The following is a 14207-nucleotide window of genomic DNA, read 5'->3' on the forward strand; positions in this document are numbered from 1 at the left end:
GGCAGGCAAAGCGGCCAATCACCATTTGGGGTTACGCCCCCTTGACGGCGAACCGGTAAAAGGAGGAAACCGTGGGCCGAACCCACGCTTGCCGGAGATCGTCCGCCGATGCACACCCTGTTCCGCGAGGTCGGCATGCACGCCAACCTCGGCCGCGCCATCGAGCAGATCGGCCAGCCGCGCTTCTGGAAGCAACTGGTCCTGCTGCTGCACCAGTGGCTGCCGTTCGATAACGCCCTGGCGATGTTCTACCCAGCCAGCGGCACCCCGGTGGCGCTGGAGGAATACGACGCCGAGCCCACCGCCGGCCCGGCGGCCATGGCCATCTACCTCGACGGGCTGTTCCAGCTCGACCCGTTCTACCAGGCCTGCCGCGACGGCGTGCCCAGCGGGCTGTATCGGCTGGAGGAAATTTCCCCGGACCAGTTCCGCCAGAGCGAGTACTTCCTCAGCTACTTCCACGACAACGTGCTGGAGGACGAGGTGCAGTTCATCCTCCAGCTTCCCGGCCAGGGCGCGCTGTCACTGTCACTGGGCATGCGCAAAATGTTCGATGGGGAGCAGATCGGCCTGCTGGCGATGCTCTGCCCCTGGGTGCTGGCGCTGATGCAGCAGCACTGGCAGCTGCGCAGCCAGCGCCTGCTGCCGGGCACAAGCGAGGGTGTGGCGGTGCAGGTGCGCGATGCCCTGAGCCACTTCGGCGCCGGAGTGCTGTCCGAGCGTGAGCTGGAGATCGCCCGGCTGATCCTGCGGGGTTACTCCTCCAAGGCCATGGCCGAGCGCCTGGCGATCTCGCCGGAGACCATCAAGGTCCACCGCCGCCACCTGTACAACAAGCTCGACATCTCCTCGCAGCCAGAGCTGTTCTCGCTGTTCCTGCAGTCGCTGGGGCACGATCCGCAGAATCCCTGAGCGTCGCTTCAGGCCAGGGCAGCCGCCATCCGCGCGGCTGATGGCAAGCCATTCGCGCCCACCGGGACACCCTGCTGGCGCTGCACGGACACTACCGCGTGCTCGTCAGGCTTCTAGACTGGACCCGTGCCATCCAGACACGCCACGACTATCACAAGAGAGCACAGCCTGATGAACGCACGCGCCAACTTCACCCACATGGAAGACGGCAGCGCCGAGGACTGGGCGATCATCGCCAAGGACTTCGGCCAGTACGCCGCGCTTCTGCCCGACCGGATCATGACCCACCTGCGCCTGCTCGACGGCGACTTCGGTGGCTTCCCGGTGGACCGCCTGACCCACTCGCTGCAGACCGCCACCCTGGCCCACCGCGACGGTCGCGACGAGGAGTACGTGGTCTGCGCCCTGCTCCACGATATCGGCGACACCCTCGGCTCGTTCAACCACGCCGACATCGCCGCGGCCATCCTCAAGCCGTTCGTCAGCGAGGCGAACCTGTGGATGATCGAGAAGCACGCGATCTTCCAGGGTTACTACTTCTTCCATCACCTGGGCCTGGACCGGCACCTGCGCGAGCAGTTCAAGGACCACCCGCAGTTCGAGCAGACCATCGAATTCTGCGCGCGCTACGACGCCGCCGCCTTCGATCCGGACGGCGAAGTGCTGCCCCTGGAGTTCTTCGAACCCATGCTGCGCCGGGTCTTTGCCCAGCCCCGCCGCTCGATCTACCAGAAGCCCGACGGCACGATGGCCTGAGGGTCCTGAGGTGATCGGCGGTCCGCGACGAAGAGTGGCGAACCGCCGCTGGTCCGGGGGCTGCGCATGGAATAAGATTCCTCCCAAAATCAGACGCGCAATTGGCCACGAGCCTACGCGCACCAGGGAAGTTTCTTGCGCATGAAGCCTAACGTTCTTGAGCGTGTCAGCAGTCCGCTCACCCCCGCCCCTCTGCGCGAGTACCACTCCCGCGTGCTGGCGTATATCGCCATCGCCGCGACCATCACCGCCGGCACCTTTGCCAAGTACTTCGGCTACGAGATCCTCTGGATGATCCCGTACGCCCTGCTCTACCCGCACCTCGCCCAGCAGGTCAGCCGCCGCTTCAAGCGCGACAACCCGCAACGCACCCGCCTGGTACTGCTGTTCATCGACGCCCTGCACGCCGGCATCGCCACCACGCTGCTGGGCTTCTCCGAAGTACCCAGCCTGATGCTGGTGCTGATCCTCGCCTTCTCCGCGCTGATCATCGGCGGCCTGCGTTCCCTGGGCCTGGCACTGCTGGTGGCGCTGAGCGCCGCGGTCCTCAGCGCCGCGCTGATCGCCCCGGCCTACAAGGGCCAGACGCCAAGCATCGTCGCGCTGGTCAGCGTGCTGTTCTCCACCCTGTACATCTGCATCACCGCCTTCTTCGTGCACCAGCAGGGCCTGCGCCTGGCTCAGGCCCGCTCGGACATCACCCTGGAGCAGGAAAAGGCCGCGCGCCTGGCCAGCAACCTGGCCAAGTACCTGTCGCCGCAGGTGTGGGAATCGATCTTCAGCGGCAAGCGCACGGTGCGCCTGGAGACCCAGCGCAAGAAGCTCACGGTGTTCTTCTCCGACATCAAGGGCTTCACCGAGCTGTCCGAGGAACTCGAGGCCGAAGCCCTCACCGACATGCTCAACAACTACCTCAACGAGATGTCGAAGATCGCCCTGAAGTACGGCGGCACCATCGACAAGTTCGTCGGCGACTGCGTGATGGTGTTCTTCGGCGACCCGGCCACCCAGGGCGCGAAGAAGGACGCCGTGGCCGCCGTGTCCATGGCCGTGGCCATGCGCAAGCACATGAAGGTCATGCGCCAGCAGTGGCGTGCCCAGGGCATCACCAAACCGCTGGAAGTGCGCATGGGCCTGAACACCGGCTACTGCACCGTGGGCAACTTCGGCGCCGACACGCGCATGGACTACACCATCATCGGCCGCGAAGTGAACCTCGCCAGCCGCCTGGAAAGCGCCGCCGAAGCCGGCGAGATCCTCATCAGCCACGAGACCTACTCGCTGGTCAAGGACGTGCTGATGTGCCGCGACAAGGGCCAGATCGCCGTGAAGGGCTTCAGCAAGCCGGTGCAGATCTACCAGGTGGTCGACTTCCGCCGCGACCTGGGCTCCAACCCCAGCTTCGTCGAACACGAGGTGCCGGGGTTCTCCATGTACCTGGACACCAACAACGTGCAGAACTACGACAAGGAACGGGTCATCCAGGCACTGCAGCAGGCGGCGGAGAAGCTCAAGGACAAGATCATTCTCTGATCCTCGCGGCCTCTTTACCGAGTCCGTGTTCTCTCGCCCAGGCGCCCCGCTTCAGTAACGCCCTTCTCCTTGATGCTCCCACCCGATCGCGGACGAAGTCCGCTCCCACGCTCGCCGGGCATCCTCTGGAATCCGGCAAGGCTGACGCCTTGCGTCGCGGGCATGGCCCGCTCCTAAACCCCGCCTGATACCCGCGCCCGCTCCCCTGCAGGAGCGGGCCATCCCCACCACAACTGCTGGGCCGAGAGCGCCGCCGGGCTCCAGCTCGCGAACCCGCCCAACTCCAGAGCCGCCGGGAAACGCTTCGCGAGCAAGCTCGCTCCTGCGAACAGCCCCCGCCCTTTTCACCCGCCCATAAAAAAGCCCGCTCAATTGAGCGGGCTGGAAAGGCTCCGGCGCTTCACGTTCACCGGGCCGAATTGCTCTTTAGCGAACCCGTCAGGAAGGCTGCAGCTCCGCGGAGTTGCCAGGACCTGCGGCCAGTTCGGCGGACAGGGTCTTCTCGTCCAGCTGCTTGCACCACTTGGCGACCACGATGGTAGCCACGCCGTTGCCGACCAGGTTGGTCAGGGCGCGGGCCTCGGACATGAAGCGGTCGATACCCAGGATCAGCGCCAGACCCGCAACCGGCAGGTGGCCGACGGCGGACAGGGTGGCGGCCAGCACGATGAAGCCCGAACCGGTGACGCCGGCAGCGCCCTTGGAGGCGATCAGCAGCACGACCAGCAGCGTCAGCTGGTGGGTGATGTCCATCGGGGTGTCAGTGGCCTGGGCGATGAACACCGCAGCCATGGTCAGGTAGATCGAGGTGCCGTCCAGGTTGAACGAGTAGCCGGTGGGGATTACCAGGCCGACGACGCTCTTGTCAGCACCCAGCTTCTCCATCTTGGCGATCATGCGCGGCAGGGCCGATTCGGAGGACGAGGTGCCCAGCACGATCAGCAACTCTTCGCGGATGTAGGAGATGAAGCGCAGGATGCTGAAGCCGTGGGCACGGGCGATGCCGCCGAGCACGATCAGCACGAACAGCAGGCAGGTGATGTAGAAGCACAGCATCAGCTGGCCCAGCTGCACCAGCGAGCCGAGGCCGTACGCGCCGATGGTGAAGGCCATGGCACCGAAGGCACCGATGGGAGCGACCTTCATGATCACGTTGATGATGTTGAACATCACGTGGGTGATGCGATCGATGAACTCGAACACCGGCTTGCCGTAGTCGCCCAGGCGGTGCAGCGCGTAGCCGAACAGCACGGAGAAGAACAGCACCTGGAGGATGTCACCGTTGGCGAAGGCGCCGACCACGGTGCTGGGGATGACGTTCATGAAGAAGTCGATGGTGCTCTGCTTCTCGCCCGAGGCGATGAAGCCGGTGAGCGCTGCGTTCTTGTTCATTTCGGCGGTCAGCGTGGCGACATCGGCGTGCATGCCGGCGCCCGGCTGGACGACGTTGACCACGACCAGGCCGATAATCAGCGCGACGGTGGAAACGATTTCGAAGTACAGCAGCGCCATGCCGCCCGTCTTGCCCACGGCCTTCATGCTCTGCATGCCGGCGATGCCGGTCACCACGGTGCAGAAGATGATCGGCGCAATGGCCATCTTGATCAGTTTGACGAAGCCATCGCCCAGCGGCTTCATCAGTTTGGCGGTGTCGGGGTAGAAGTGGCCGAGTGCAATACCGATGGCGATGGCGATCAGTACCTGCACGTACAGGCTTTTGTAGAAGGGTTGCTTGGTCATGGCAGCTCTGTCCTCACGGGCGAGTGCTCCCCATGGGGAGACACAACACCGAACGCGTTATCTCCCTGCAATGGGAGAATTTGTTTTCAGGGCATGCCCAAGGGCAGGCCTTGATCGCATATCGCAAGTGCTGTGCCAGACCTTTAAAAAATAATTAATTCCTTTAGATTCAATAACTTCCGTATAAAGTCGCGGCACGGAAGGCCCCAGAAATGGCGGAAACCCGCCTCCAGGCTGGCGGGTTTCCCGCCCTCTGGCGGGTATCCGCCACAGCCTTCGTACCGTAGATTGTAGAACCCCGGTCAGGTTCGATCGGGTTTACCGCACGACTGTTGGACGTGCGGGCAGAACAACAAGGACCGCTCATGCGTGAACGCACCATTGCCAGCCATTTTGTCCGCGCCGCCGTCCATGGCGCCCAGCGCAAGGGGCTGGACATTCAAATCCTGCTGCGTGACGCCGGTATCGCCCCGGCCATCCTCGACGAACCCCGCGCACGCATCGATCCGTCGCACTTCACCTGCCTGGTGCAACGCCTGTGGGAAGTGCTCGACGACGAGTACATGGGGTTTGGCGCCATGCCCAGCAAGCGCGGCACCTTCGCCATGATGTGCAACGCGATCATCCACTGCCGCACGCTGGAAAAGGCTCTGGGACGCGGCGCGCTGTTCTACGGTTTGTTTCCCGAGGCTCCACGGATCGAGCTGGTGCGCGACGGCGACCGCGCCCGCCTGACCCTGGACGAAACCCACCTGCGCGACCCGGACCACTTCCTCGCAGAGAGCCTGCTGCTCATCTGGCACCGCCTGGCCAGCTGGCTGGTCGGCCAGCGCATCCGCCTGGACGAAGCGACCTTCAGCTACCCGGCGCCCGAGCACCAGGCCGAGTACGACCTGCTGTTCCCCTGCCCTCGCCGCTTTTCCGCCTGCAGCACCAGCCTGCTGCTGCAGGCGCGCTACCTGGACATGCCGCTGCTGCAGGACGAGCGCACGCTCAAGCACTTCCTCAAGAACTCCCCCGCCGACCTGCTCGCCCGTCCTGACGGCGGCGACAGCCTGACCAGCCAGATCCGCCGCCTGCTGGGCCGCGACTGCCGCAGTTGGCCGGACCTGGAACAGGTCGCCGCGCAACTGCACATGAGCCCGCAGACCCTGCGCCGCCATCTACGCGAAGAAGGGCCGAACTTCCAGGAGATGAAGGACCAGTTGCGCCGCGACCTGGCGATCTACTACCTGGGCCGCGACGAGCTGTCGATCCAGGACATTGCCGACCAGCTCGGCTTCTCCGAGCCTTCGGCGTTCCACCGGGCTTTCAAGAAATGGACGGGGCTGACGCCGGGGGCGTATCGGGCGCAGCAGGGGGAATAACTCGGCTTCAACCTGTAGGAGCGCAGGCGCCCAGGCCGTAGGACGCATAACCCGGAACGGGTTATCCGCCGATTGCTCTCGCAGCGGATAACGCTGGCGCGTGATGCGCCCTACGACCTAAAACGAGACTCCGGTGCGTGGGCGTTCGCGAGCAAGCTCGCGAACCCGAACCGGCGCCCGATCACCCCGGCAGGCGAATCCGGAAACACGCTCCGCCCATCGAGGAATCCTCCAGCGCCAGCTCGCCGTCGTAGCTGTCGATGATGTCCTTCACCACCGCCGTACCGATGCCCTGGCCGGGGTGCTGGGTGTCCAGGCGCTCGCCGCGCTTGAGGATACGTTCGCGCTGGCTGGCCGGCACGCCGGGGCCGTCGTCCTCGATGATCAGCTCGAACAGCCGGCCGTTCTTGCGTGCGCTGACCTTTACCGTGGTCAGGCACAGGCGGTAGGCGTTCTCCAGCAGGTTGCCGAGCATCTCCAGCAGGGCGCCCTTTTCCAACGGCAGGGAAAAGCCCGGCGGAATCTCCCGTTCCAGCTTCACACGCTTGTCGCGGTAGACCTTGTCCAGCGCACCGCCGATGGTGTCCAGCAATGGGTCGAGTGCCGCGCGGTGGCGGATCAGGCCGCTCTTGCGCATCGTTGCGCGCTGCAGCTGGTAGCCGATCTGCTGGCTCATGCGCTCGATCTGGGTCTGCAGCACCTGCACCTGCTCGCGGTTCTTCGGCTCGTCGGCGAGGGTTTCGCTGACGCCCTGCAGCACCGCCAGCGGCGTCTTCAGGCTGTGGGCAAGGTCGCCCAGGGAGTTGCGATAGCGCTCGCGCTGGGCGCGCTCGCTTTCCAGCAGGCGGTTCACCGAGTCGGTCAGGCGCAGCATCTCGGCGGGGTGATCGTCACTCAGGCGCTCGCGGTCACCGGTCTCTATCTGGTCCAGTTCCGAACGCAGGCCGCGCATGGAGCGGAAGCCCCAGCCGAGGCCGAGCCACAACAGGCCCAGCAACAGCAGCAGCGCACCACCCAGCCAGAGGTAGAGCTGGTCGCGGAAACCGCTGACCAGCTCGCGGAACTCGCTTTCCGGCTGCATGGTGACGATGCTGTAGGCCGCACGCTTGCCACCGAGCAGGTCGATCTCCACGTCGTAGACGAAGAACTCCTGGCCGGTGGCGTCGCGGATGCGGGTGAACTCGTCGATCAGGCCGTCGTACTTGGGCGAGTAGTTGACGCTCTCGTCCTGGGCCGAGGTAGAGCGCCACACCAGCCTGCCGGACTGGTCGTAGATGAAACCCAGCAACTTCGATTCGGGGAGGTTGAAGTCCTCCACCGGCAGGTGCTCGGGCATGCTCAGGACATTGCCTTCGATGCGCGCCGAGGACACCAGGGTCGCCACGTCCGCCGCAAGGCGCTGCTGGATGGCGTTCTCCAGGGCGATGCTGAACGCACGCTGGAGAGCCGGCAGCAGCGCCGCCATGAACAGCACGGCGAGAATCGCCGCACCGATCATTAGCCGCAGCCGCAGCGAGCGGATCATTTGCACAGCTCGTTGAAGATGTAGCCCTGGCCGCGCACGGTATCGATCGGTTTGAAGCCCGCAGCGGTCTCGAGCTTGCGGCGCAGGCGGCCGACCAGCACCTCGATGACGTTCGGGTCGCGCTCATCGTCGTCCGGGTAGAGCTGCTCGATCAGCCGTTCCTTGGCCACCACCTGCTGGTGATGGCGCATGAGGTACTCGAGGATGCGGTACTCGAAGGCGGTCAGTTGCAGCGATTCGCCGTTGACCAGTGCCTGTTTACGGTTGATGTCCAGCACCAGCGGGCCGGCCTCGATACTCGACTGCGCAAAGCCGCTGGAACGGCGCAGCAGCGCGTTCAGCCGTGCCTCCAGCTCTTCGAACTGGAAGGGTTTGACCACGTAGTCGTCGGCACCGGCGGCCAGGCCTTCAACCTTGTCCTGCCAGTTGCCACGAGCGGTGAGGATGAGAATGGGGAAGGTCTTGCCCTGGCTGCGGAATTCGCGGATCAGGTCCAGGCCGCTCATGCCCGGCAGGCCCAGGTCGATCATTGCCAGATCGTGATGATATTCGGCGGCGCGGTACAGCGCCTCTTCGGCGTTGGCCACGGCATCGACCACATGGCCTTGCTCGCCGAGCCGGGTATACAGGTGATGGCGCAACAGCGCCTCGTCTTCCACCACCAGCAGTTTCATGCGCGTGCTCCCTGAGTCAGGCAACCGGGCCGCGCGGCCCGGTTGCGTTACCGGTCAGAACTTGTAGTTGGCGCCCAGGTAGAACTGGGAGCTGCTGTGCAGGTCAAGGGATCCCACCTTGCCACCGCCGTGCGGGCTCATCTCGGTACTCGCGTTGGTACGCAGGTAACGGTAGCCGCCTTCTACAGATGCGTTCTTGCCGAGTTCCTGGAGGATACCGGCTTGGGCGCCGATGGCGTAACCCACATCGCTGTCGCGGCTGTAGCCCTTGGAGTCCTGCTCCAGCTTGACCAGGCCGGCGGTGCCGCCGCCGAACAGCTTGGTGCCCTGGTCGCCCAGCGGCAGGAAGGCGTCGTAGCTGCCAAGCAGGTTCTGCTGGCGCAGCTTCAGGCCGTTCTCGGTGTCAGAGACGTTTTCATAGGTGACGTAGTAGCGGCCCTGCTCCATCTGCTGGCCGGCGCGAATGCCCCAGGTGCCGCTGTTGTTGATCACGCTATCGAACTTGGGGTTGCCCAGGTTGCGGTTCAGCGCGTCGGATTTCTGGATGTTGTTACTGGTTTCCCCCCAGGTCATGCCGACGAAGGTGTCGGCGGCGCTGGCTGCAGTAGCGGCGAAGCTGGCACCGAGGATGGCAGTGGCGAGGGCGATTTTCTTCATGGTTTTCATGGGGATTCTCCCGTCAGAGGTCTGAAGTTGGTTGACGGGGAGAAGGTTACGAGGAGGGCTCTGAACGGAACCTGTCAGAGCGCTGAACCATTGCTGAACGAAATCGCTGTATGAAAAAAGAATAACGCAAGTAGGATTTTGCCCACACAAGAAGCAGGGACTAGGCTGATTCCCTATCGTTGGCGGGAGGCTGACCCCATGACCGAAGAGACCGGACCCGGCACGGAAAAAGGCAAGGAAACCCGGCTATTCCTGTTCCTGGTGATCTGCCTGTTCCCGTTGCTCTCCGTGGCCATCGTCGGTGGCTACGGCTTCATCGTCTGGATGTATCAGCTGCTGGCGGGGCCGCCCGGCCCGCCCTCGTAAGGCCGACGTCATGCTCGCTCGACGCGCCCTGCTACGGCGCCTGGGCGGTGCGCCCGAAGTACGTCGCCCGCCATGGACTGCCACCGACCGCGAATTCCTTGAAGGCTGCACGCGCTGCAATGCGTGCATCGACGCCTGCCCGGAACAGGTGCTGAAAGTCGGCGATGGCGGCTACCCGCAGCTGGACTTCAGCCAAGCCGGTTGCAGCCTGTGCGGCGACTGCGCACAGGCCTGCGAGGCCGGGCTGTTCGACCTTGGCCGCCCGGCCTTCGCCTGGCGCGCACAGATCGACGACCGCTGCCTGGCCCGCGCCGGTATTCATTGCCGCAGTTGCGACGACGCCTGCGAGCCGCGTGCCATCCGTTTCCGCCCGCAGCTCGGCGGACCGTCCCTGCCCCAACTCGATCCTTCCCTGTGCACGGGTTGCGGCGCCTGCGTAGCGCCCTGCCCCGGCCACGCCATCCACCTGAACCGTGAGGCTCCCCATGCCTGAGACTCAGTTGCCCGAGAGCATCCAGATCGCCAGCCTGATCGTTCACTCCCGCCCCCAACTGCTGGAGGCCGTGAAGGCCAATCTGTTGCGCCTACCGGGTCTGGAAGTTCACCAGCAGAGCCCGCAGGGGAAGCTGGTGGTGGTGCTGGAGGCGGCTCACGAAGCGAGCATTCTCGACAACCTGAACGCCATCCAGAACCTGCCGGGCGTGCTCAACGCCGTGCTCATCTACCACGAGATCGTCGATTCGCCCGAAGCCTTGCAGCTCGCCGATAGCCCCCTGATTGCCCAGGCCGGAGGTGCCCAATGAACCTGACCCGCCGCCAGTTTGCCAAGGCCAATGCCGCCGCCATCGCCGCGGCCGCCGCCGGCCTGCCGATCCTGAGCGCCGCCAGCAACCTGGTCACCGAGGCGGACATGACCCGCCTGGACTGGAACAAGGCGCCCTGCCGCTTCTGCGGCACCGGCTGCAGCGTGATGGTCGCCACCCGCGACGGCAAGGTGGTCGCCACTCACGGCGACATCAAGGCCGAGGTCAACCGCGGGATCAACTGCGTGAAGGGCTACTTCCTGTCCAAGATCATGTACGGCAGCGACCGCCTGACGCGCCCGCTGCTGCGCATGAAGGACGGCAAGTTCGACAAGCAGGGGGAGTTCCAACCGATCAGCTGGGACGCCGCCTTCGACATCATGGCCGAGAAGTTCAAGGCCGCGCTCAAGGCCAAGGGCCCCACCTCCGTGGGCATGTTCGGCTCCGGGCAATGGACGGTGTGGGAAGGCTATGCCGCCAACAAACTGTTCAAGGCCGGCCTGCGCAGTAACAACATCGATCCCAACGCCCGGCACTGCATGGCGTCGGCGGTGATGGGCTTCATGCGCAGCTTCGGCATGGACGAACCCATGGGCTGCTACGACGACATCGAGGCCACCGACACCTTCGTGCTCTGGGGTTCGAACATGGCCGAGATGCACCCGGTGCTCTGGTCGCGGGTCACCGACCGCCGCCTGAGCGCCGGGCAGGTCAAGGTCGCCGTGCTCTCCACCTTCGAGCACCGCAGCTTCGACCTGGCGGACATCCCCATGGTGTTCAAGCCGCAGACCGACCTCTACATCCTCAACTACATCGCCAACCACATCATCGAAAGCGGCGCGGTGAACCGCGACTTCGTCGACAAGCACACCCGCTTCGCCCACGGCGCCGAAGACATCGGCTACGGCCTGCGACCGGACAACCCGCTGGAGAAGCAGGCGAAGAATGCGGACAAGGCCAACACCTGGAGCGACATCGGCTTCGACGAGTTCGCCGCCTTCGTCAAGCCCTACACCCTGGAACGCACCGCCAAGGAAAGCGGCGTGCCGGCCGAGCGCCTCAAGGCCCTGGCCGAGCTGTATGCCGACCCGAAGCGCAAGGTAGTGTCGTTCTGGACCATGGGTTTCAACCAGCACACTCGCGGCGTCTGGGCGAACAACCTGATCTACAACATCCACCTGCTCACCGGGAAGATCAGCGAGCCGGGCAACAGCCCCTTCTCCCTTACCGGCCAGCCCTCGGCCTGCGGCACTGCCCGCGAGGTCGGTACCTTCGCCCACCGTTTGCCGGCGGACCTGGTGGTGACCAACCCCAAACACCGTGAGACCGCCGAGAAAATCTGGAAAGTACCCGCCGGTACCATCCAGGAAAAGATCGGCTTCCACGCCGTGCAGCAGAGCCGGATGCTCAAGGACGGCGTGCTCAACGTATACTGGACCCAGGTCTGCAACAACATGCACGCCGGGCCGAACATCATGCAGGAGGTGCTGCCGGGCTGGCGCAACCCGGAGAACTTCGTGATCGTCTCCGACGTCTACCCCACGGTCTCGGCCCAGGCCGCCGACCTGATCCTGCCCAGCGCCATGTGGGTGGAAAAGGAAGGCGCCTACGGCAACGCCGAGCGCCGCACGCAGTTCTGGCATCAGTTGGTGAAGGCGCCGGGCGAGGCAAAATCCGACCTCTGGCAACTGGTGGAATTCTCCAAGCGCTTCACCACCGACGAGGTCTGGCCCGCCGAGCTGCTGGCCAAGGCGCCGGCGCTCAAGGGCAAGACGCTCTATGAGGTGCTCTTCAAGAACGGCCAGGTCGACGCCTTCGGCGGCGAGCAGATCGCCAAGGGCTTCGAGAACGACGAGGCCAAGGCCTTCGGCTTCTACATCCAGAAGGGCCTGTTCGAGGAATACGCCAGCTTCGGCCGCGGCCACGGCCATGACCTCGCGCCGTTCGATGCCTACCACGAGGCACGCGGCCTGCGCTGGCCGGTGGTGGACGGCAAGGAAACCCGCTGGCGCTACCGCGAAGGCTATGACCCTTACGTGGCCAAGGGCAGCGGCCTGCAGTTCTACGGCTACCCGGACAAGAAGGCGATCATCTTCGCCCTGCCCTACGAGCCGCCGGCGGAAGCGCCGGACAAGGACTACCCGTTCTGGCTATCCACCGGCCGCGTGCTCGAACACTGGCACACCGGCAGCATGACCCAGCGCGTGCCCGAGTTGTACAAGGCGGTGCCTGACGCCGTGGTGTACATGCACCCAGACGACGCGCGCGACCTGAAGATGCGCCGCGGCAGCGAGGTGAGGGTGATCAGCCGGCGCGGCGAAATCCGCGCGCGCATCGAAACCCGCGGGCGCAACAAACCGCCGCAGGGGCTGGTGTTCGTGCCCTTCTTCGATGCCAACAAGCTGATCAACAAGGTCACGCTGGACGCCACCGACCCGATCTCCAAGCAGACCGACTACAAGAAATGCGCGGTGCGCATCGAACTGGTCAGCCTGGCCTGAGGAACGCGCGATGAAACCGACACTGCCCGCCCTGCTCCTGCTGCTTTTCGCCCTCCCGGCGCTGGCCGCCGACGTCAGCTATCCGCTGGATGCCCCGGCTCCCGACGGCCGCCGCGCTGGCGGCACCCTCACCCAGGACCGCCCGGCTCCGCCGCTGGCCACCGACGAGAACAAGGATATCCGGCGCGAGCGCAACTATCCCGAGCAGCCGCCGACCATCCCGCACACCATCGTCGGCTACCGCATCGATACCAACAGCAACAAGTGCCTGTCCTGCCACAGCCGCGCCAACAGCGCCCGGGTACAAGCGCCGATGATCAGCATCACCCACTACATGGATCGCGACGGCCAGCCACTGGCCGCCGTGGCGCCGCGACGCTATTTCTGCGTGCAGTGCCATGTCCCGCAGAAGGACGTGAAGCCGCTGGTGGGCAACACCTTCGAGGACATCGATACCATCCTGCAGCACGACGCGGCCGCTGGCACGTCGACCGGCAACCCCTGAGGAGGCGCCATGAAAGCTCTGTTCGCCTGGCTTTCGGGCTACTGGCGCGTCCTGCGCCGACCCAGCGTGCACTACAGCCTGGGCTTCCTGACGCTGGCCGGGTTCGTGGCCGGGATCATCTTCTGGGGCGGCTTCAACACCGCGCTGGAAGCGACCAACTCCGAGGCCTTCTGCACGTCCTGCCATGAGATGCGCGACAACGTCTTCGTCGAGCTCAAGGACACCATCCACTACAGCAACCGCTCCGGCGTGCGCGCCACCTGCCCGGACTGCCATGTGCCGCACCAGTGGACCGACAAGATCGCGCGCAAGATGCAGGCCTCCAAGGAGGTCTGGGGCAAGATCTTCGGCACCATCAACACCCGCGAGAAATTCCTCGACCATCGCCGCGAGCTGGCCGAGCACGAATGGGCGCGGCTCAAGGCCAACGACTCGCTGGAGTGCCGCAACTGCCACAACTTCCAGTTCATGGACTTCACCCGCCAGAGCCAGCGCGCGCGGCAGATGCACTCCACCGCTTTGGCCTCCGGCGCGGCGACCTGCATCGACTGCCACAAGGGCATCGCCCACCACCTGCCGGACATGAGCGGGGTGAAGGGCTGGCAGTAAGGTAGACAGGCGTGGGCGCGGTTGCTGCCCGTGATGGGGCTGCTCTGCGGGAGCTTGGCTGCGTACCCCGCTCCAATGAGCGTAGGGCGCATAACGCGCCAGCGTTATCCGCCGCGAGGCCATCGGCGGATAACCCGTTCCGGGTTATCCGCCCTACGGTGTGATCGTGCCAGCTGACGCCATAGTTTCATCCTGCACCGATCGGTCCCCTCTCCCTTCGGAGCGGGGCGCGCAGCCAGGGCTAGGGTGA

At 64.9% G+C, this 14207-nt stretch carries 14 protein-coding genes; 10 read left to right on the plus strand and 4 right to left on the minus strand.

Annotated elements, in window-relative coordinates; all coding sequences use genetic code 11:
- Positions 1-108: 108 nt before the first annotated feature.
- From ACIPK7_RS07710 to ACIPK7_RS07720, 3 genes are all read left to right on the plus strand, one after another.
- Positions 109-912, plus strand: a complete 804-nt coding sequence (locus tag ACIPK7_RS07710; protein WP_192432062.1) for a helix-turn-helix transcriptional regulator — start codon at positions 109-111, stop codon at positions 910-912.
- A 171-nt stretch (positions 913-1083) separates the two neighbouring features.
- Positions 1084-1668 (plus strand): HD domain-containing protein, encoded by a 585-nt coding sequence (locus ACIPK7_RS07715; protein ID WP_081518080.1) that lies wholly within the window; start codon positions 1084-1086, stop codon positions 1666-1668.
- Between the two features lie 141 nt (positions 1669-1809).
- Positions 1810-3201, plus strand: coding sequence for an adenylate/guanylate cyclase domain-containing protein (locus ACIPK7_RS07720; protein ID WP_138212861.1), 1392 nt, complete (start codon positions 1810-1812; stop codon positions 3199-3201).
- 438 nt (positions 3202-3639) lie between these two features.
- On the opposite strand, the gene ACIPK7_RS07725 is transcribed toward ACIPK7_RS07720, so the two are convergent.
- Positions 3640-4941: a dicarboxylate/amino acid:cation symporter gene (locus tag ACIPK7_RS07725; RefSeq protein ID WP_138526068.1), complete on the minus strand. Its 1302-nt coding sequence runs from the start codon at positions 4939-4941 to the stop codon at positions 3640-3642.
- 365 nt (positions 4942-5306) lie between these two features.
- Here ACIPK7_RS07725 and ACIPK7_RS07730 point away from each other — a divergent pair, with 365 nt between their 5' ends.
- Positions 5307-6308, plus strand: a complete 1002-nt coding sequence (locus ACIPK7_RS07730; protein WP_401086977.1) for an AraC family transcriptional regulator — start codon at positions 5307-5309, stop codon at positions 6306-6308.
- A 181-nt stretch (positions 6309-6489) separates the two neighbouring features.
- On the opposite strand, the gene ACIPK7_RS07735 is transcribed toward ACIPK7_RS07730, so the two are convergent.
- Genes ACIPK7_RS07735 through ACIPK7_RS07745 form a run of 3 tightly spaced genes read right to left on the minus strand, consistent with a single transcriptional unit; the run spans position 6490 to position 9173 of the window.
- Positions 6490-7833 carry an ATP-binding protein gene (locus ACIPK7_RS07735; RefSeq protein WP_401086979.1) on the minus strand — a complete coding sequence of 448 codons (1344 nt, stop codon included), beginning with the start codon at positions 7831-7833 and terminating at the stop codon, positions 6490-6492.
- A complete protein-coding gene (locus ACIPK7_RS07740; protein WP_192432057.1) occupies positions 7830-8507 on the minus strand; it encodes a response regulator in 678 nt (225 codons plus the stop codon). The genes ACIPK7_RS07735 and ACIPK7_RS07740 overlap by 4 nt, the downstream gene beginning before the upstream one ends.
- A gap of 54 nt (positions 8508-8561) precedes the next feature.
- On the minus strand, positions 8562-9173 hold the full coding sequence (locus ACIPK7_RS07745; protein WP_401086981.1) for a hypothetical protein: 612 nt from the start codon (positions 9171-9173) through the stop codon (positions 8562-8564).
- 198 nt (positions 9174-9371) lie between these two features.
- Here ACIPK7_RS07745 and napE point away from each other — a divergent pair, with 198 nt between their 5' ends.
- Genes napE through ACIPK7_RS07775 form a run of 6 tightly spaced genes read left to right on the plus strand, consistent with a single transcriptional unit; the run spans position 9372 to position 13957 of the window.
- A complete protein-coding gene (napE, locus tag ACIPK7_RS07750) occupies positions 9372-9539 on the plus strand; it encodes a periplasmic nitrate reductase, NapE protein (RefSeq protein ID WP_401086983.1) in 168 nt (55 codons plus the stop codon).
- A gap of 10 nt (positions 9540-9549) precedes the next feature.
- A complete protein-coding gene (gene napF / locus ACIPK7_RS07755) occupies positions 9550-10032 on the plus strand; it encodes a ferredoxin-type protein NapF (protein WP_401086985.1) in 483 nt (160 codons plus the stop codon).
- 7 nt (positions 10033-10039) lie between these two features.
- Positions 10040-10342, plus strand: a complete 303-nt coding sequence (locus ACIPK7_RS07760; protein WP_401087388.1) for a chaperone NapD — start codon at positions 10040-10042, stop codon at positions 10340-10342.
- The gene (napA, locus tag ACIPK7_RS07765; RefSeq protein ID WP_401086987.1) at positions 10339-12843 is read left to right on the plus strand and encodes a nitrate reductase catalytic subunit NapA; all 2505 of its coding nucleotides are present in this window, start codon (positions 10339-10341) and stop codon (positions 12841-12843) included. The genes ACIPK7_RS07760 and napA overlap by 4 nt, the downstream gene beginning before the upstream one ends.
- Before the next feature lie 10 nt (positions 12844-12853).
- On the plus strand, positions 12854-13348 hold the full coding sequence (locus ACIPK7_RS07770; RefSeq protein ID WP_401086989.1) for a nitrate reductase cytochrome c-type subunit: 495 nt from the start codon (positions 12854-12856) through the stop codon (positions 13346-13348).
- A 9-nt stretch (positions 13349-13357) separates the two neighbouring features.
- Complete coding sequence (locus ACIPK7_RS07775; RefSeq protein ID WP_192432052.1) at positions 13358-13957, plus strand: cytochrome c3 family protein; 600 nt, start codon at positions 13358-13360, stop codon at positions 13955-13957.
- Positions 13958-14207: the final 250 nt, after the last annotated feature.

It is taken from the genome of Pseudomonas sp. NPDC086581 (assembly GCF_044746165.1).
Classification (GTDB): Bacteria; Pseudomonadota; Gammaproteobacteria; order Pseudomonadales; family Pseudomonadaceae; genus Pseudomonas.

Bases quoted from the DNA above. Each gene is read 5' to 3' on its own strand.
- ACIPK7_RS07710 (WP_192432062.1), top strand. From the start codon at position 109: ATGCACACCCTGTTCCGCGAGGTCGGCATGCACGCCAACCTCGGCCGC.
- ACIPK7_RS07715 (WP_081518080.1), top strand. From the start codon at position 1,084: ATGAACGCACGCGCCAACTTCACCCACATGGAAGACGGCAGCGCCGAG.
- ACIPK7_RS07720 (WP_138212861.1), top strand. From the start codon at position 1,810: ATGAAGCCTAACGTTCTTGAGCGTGTCAGCAGTCCGCTCACCCCCGCC.
- ACIPK7_RS07725 (WP_138526068.1), bottom strand. From the start codon at position 4,941: ATGACCAAGCAACCCTTCTACAAAAGCCTGTACGTGCAGGTACTGATC.
- ACIPK7_RS07730 (WP_401086977.1), top strand. From the start codon at position 5,307: ATGCGTGAACGCACCATTGCCAGCCATTTTGTCCGCGCCGCCGTCCAT.
- ACIPK7_RS07735 (WP_401086979.1), bottom strand. From the start codon at position 7,833: ATGATCCGCTCGCTGCGGCTGCGGCTAATGATCGGTGCGGCGATTCTC.
- ACIPK7_RS07740 (WP_192432057.1), bottom strand. From the start codon at position 8,507: ATGAAACTGCTGGTGGTGGAAGACGAGGCGCTGTTGCGCCATCACCTG.
- ACIPK7_RS07745 (WP_401086981.1), bottom strand. From the start codon at position 9,173: ATGAAAACCATGAAGAAAATCGCCCTCGCCACTGCCATCCTCGGTGCC.
- napE (WP_401086983.1), top strand. From the start codon at position 9,372: ATGACCGAAGAGACCGGACCCGGCACGGAAAAAGGCAAGGAAACCCGG.
- napF (WP_401086985.1), top strand. From the start codon at position 9,550: ATGCTCGCTCGACGCGCCCTGCTACGGCGCCTGGGCGGTGCGCCCGAA.
- napA (WP_401086987.1), top strand. From the start codon at position 10,339: ATGAACCTGACCCGCCGCCAGTTTGCCAAGGCCAATGCCGCCGCCATC.
- ACIPK7_RS07770 (WP_401086989.1), top strand. From the start codon at position 12,854: ATGAAACCGACACTGCCCGCCCTGCTCCTGCTGCTTTTCGCCCTCCCG.
- ACIPK7_RS07775 (WP_192432052.1), top strand. From the start codon at position 13,358: ATGAAAGCTCTGTTCGCCTGGCTTTCGGGCTACTGGCGCGTCCTGCGC.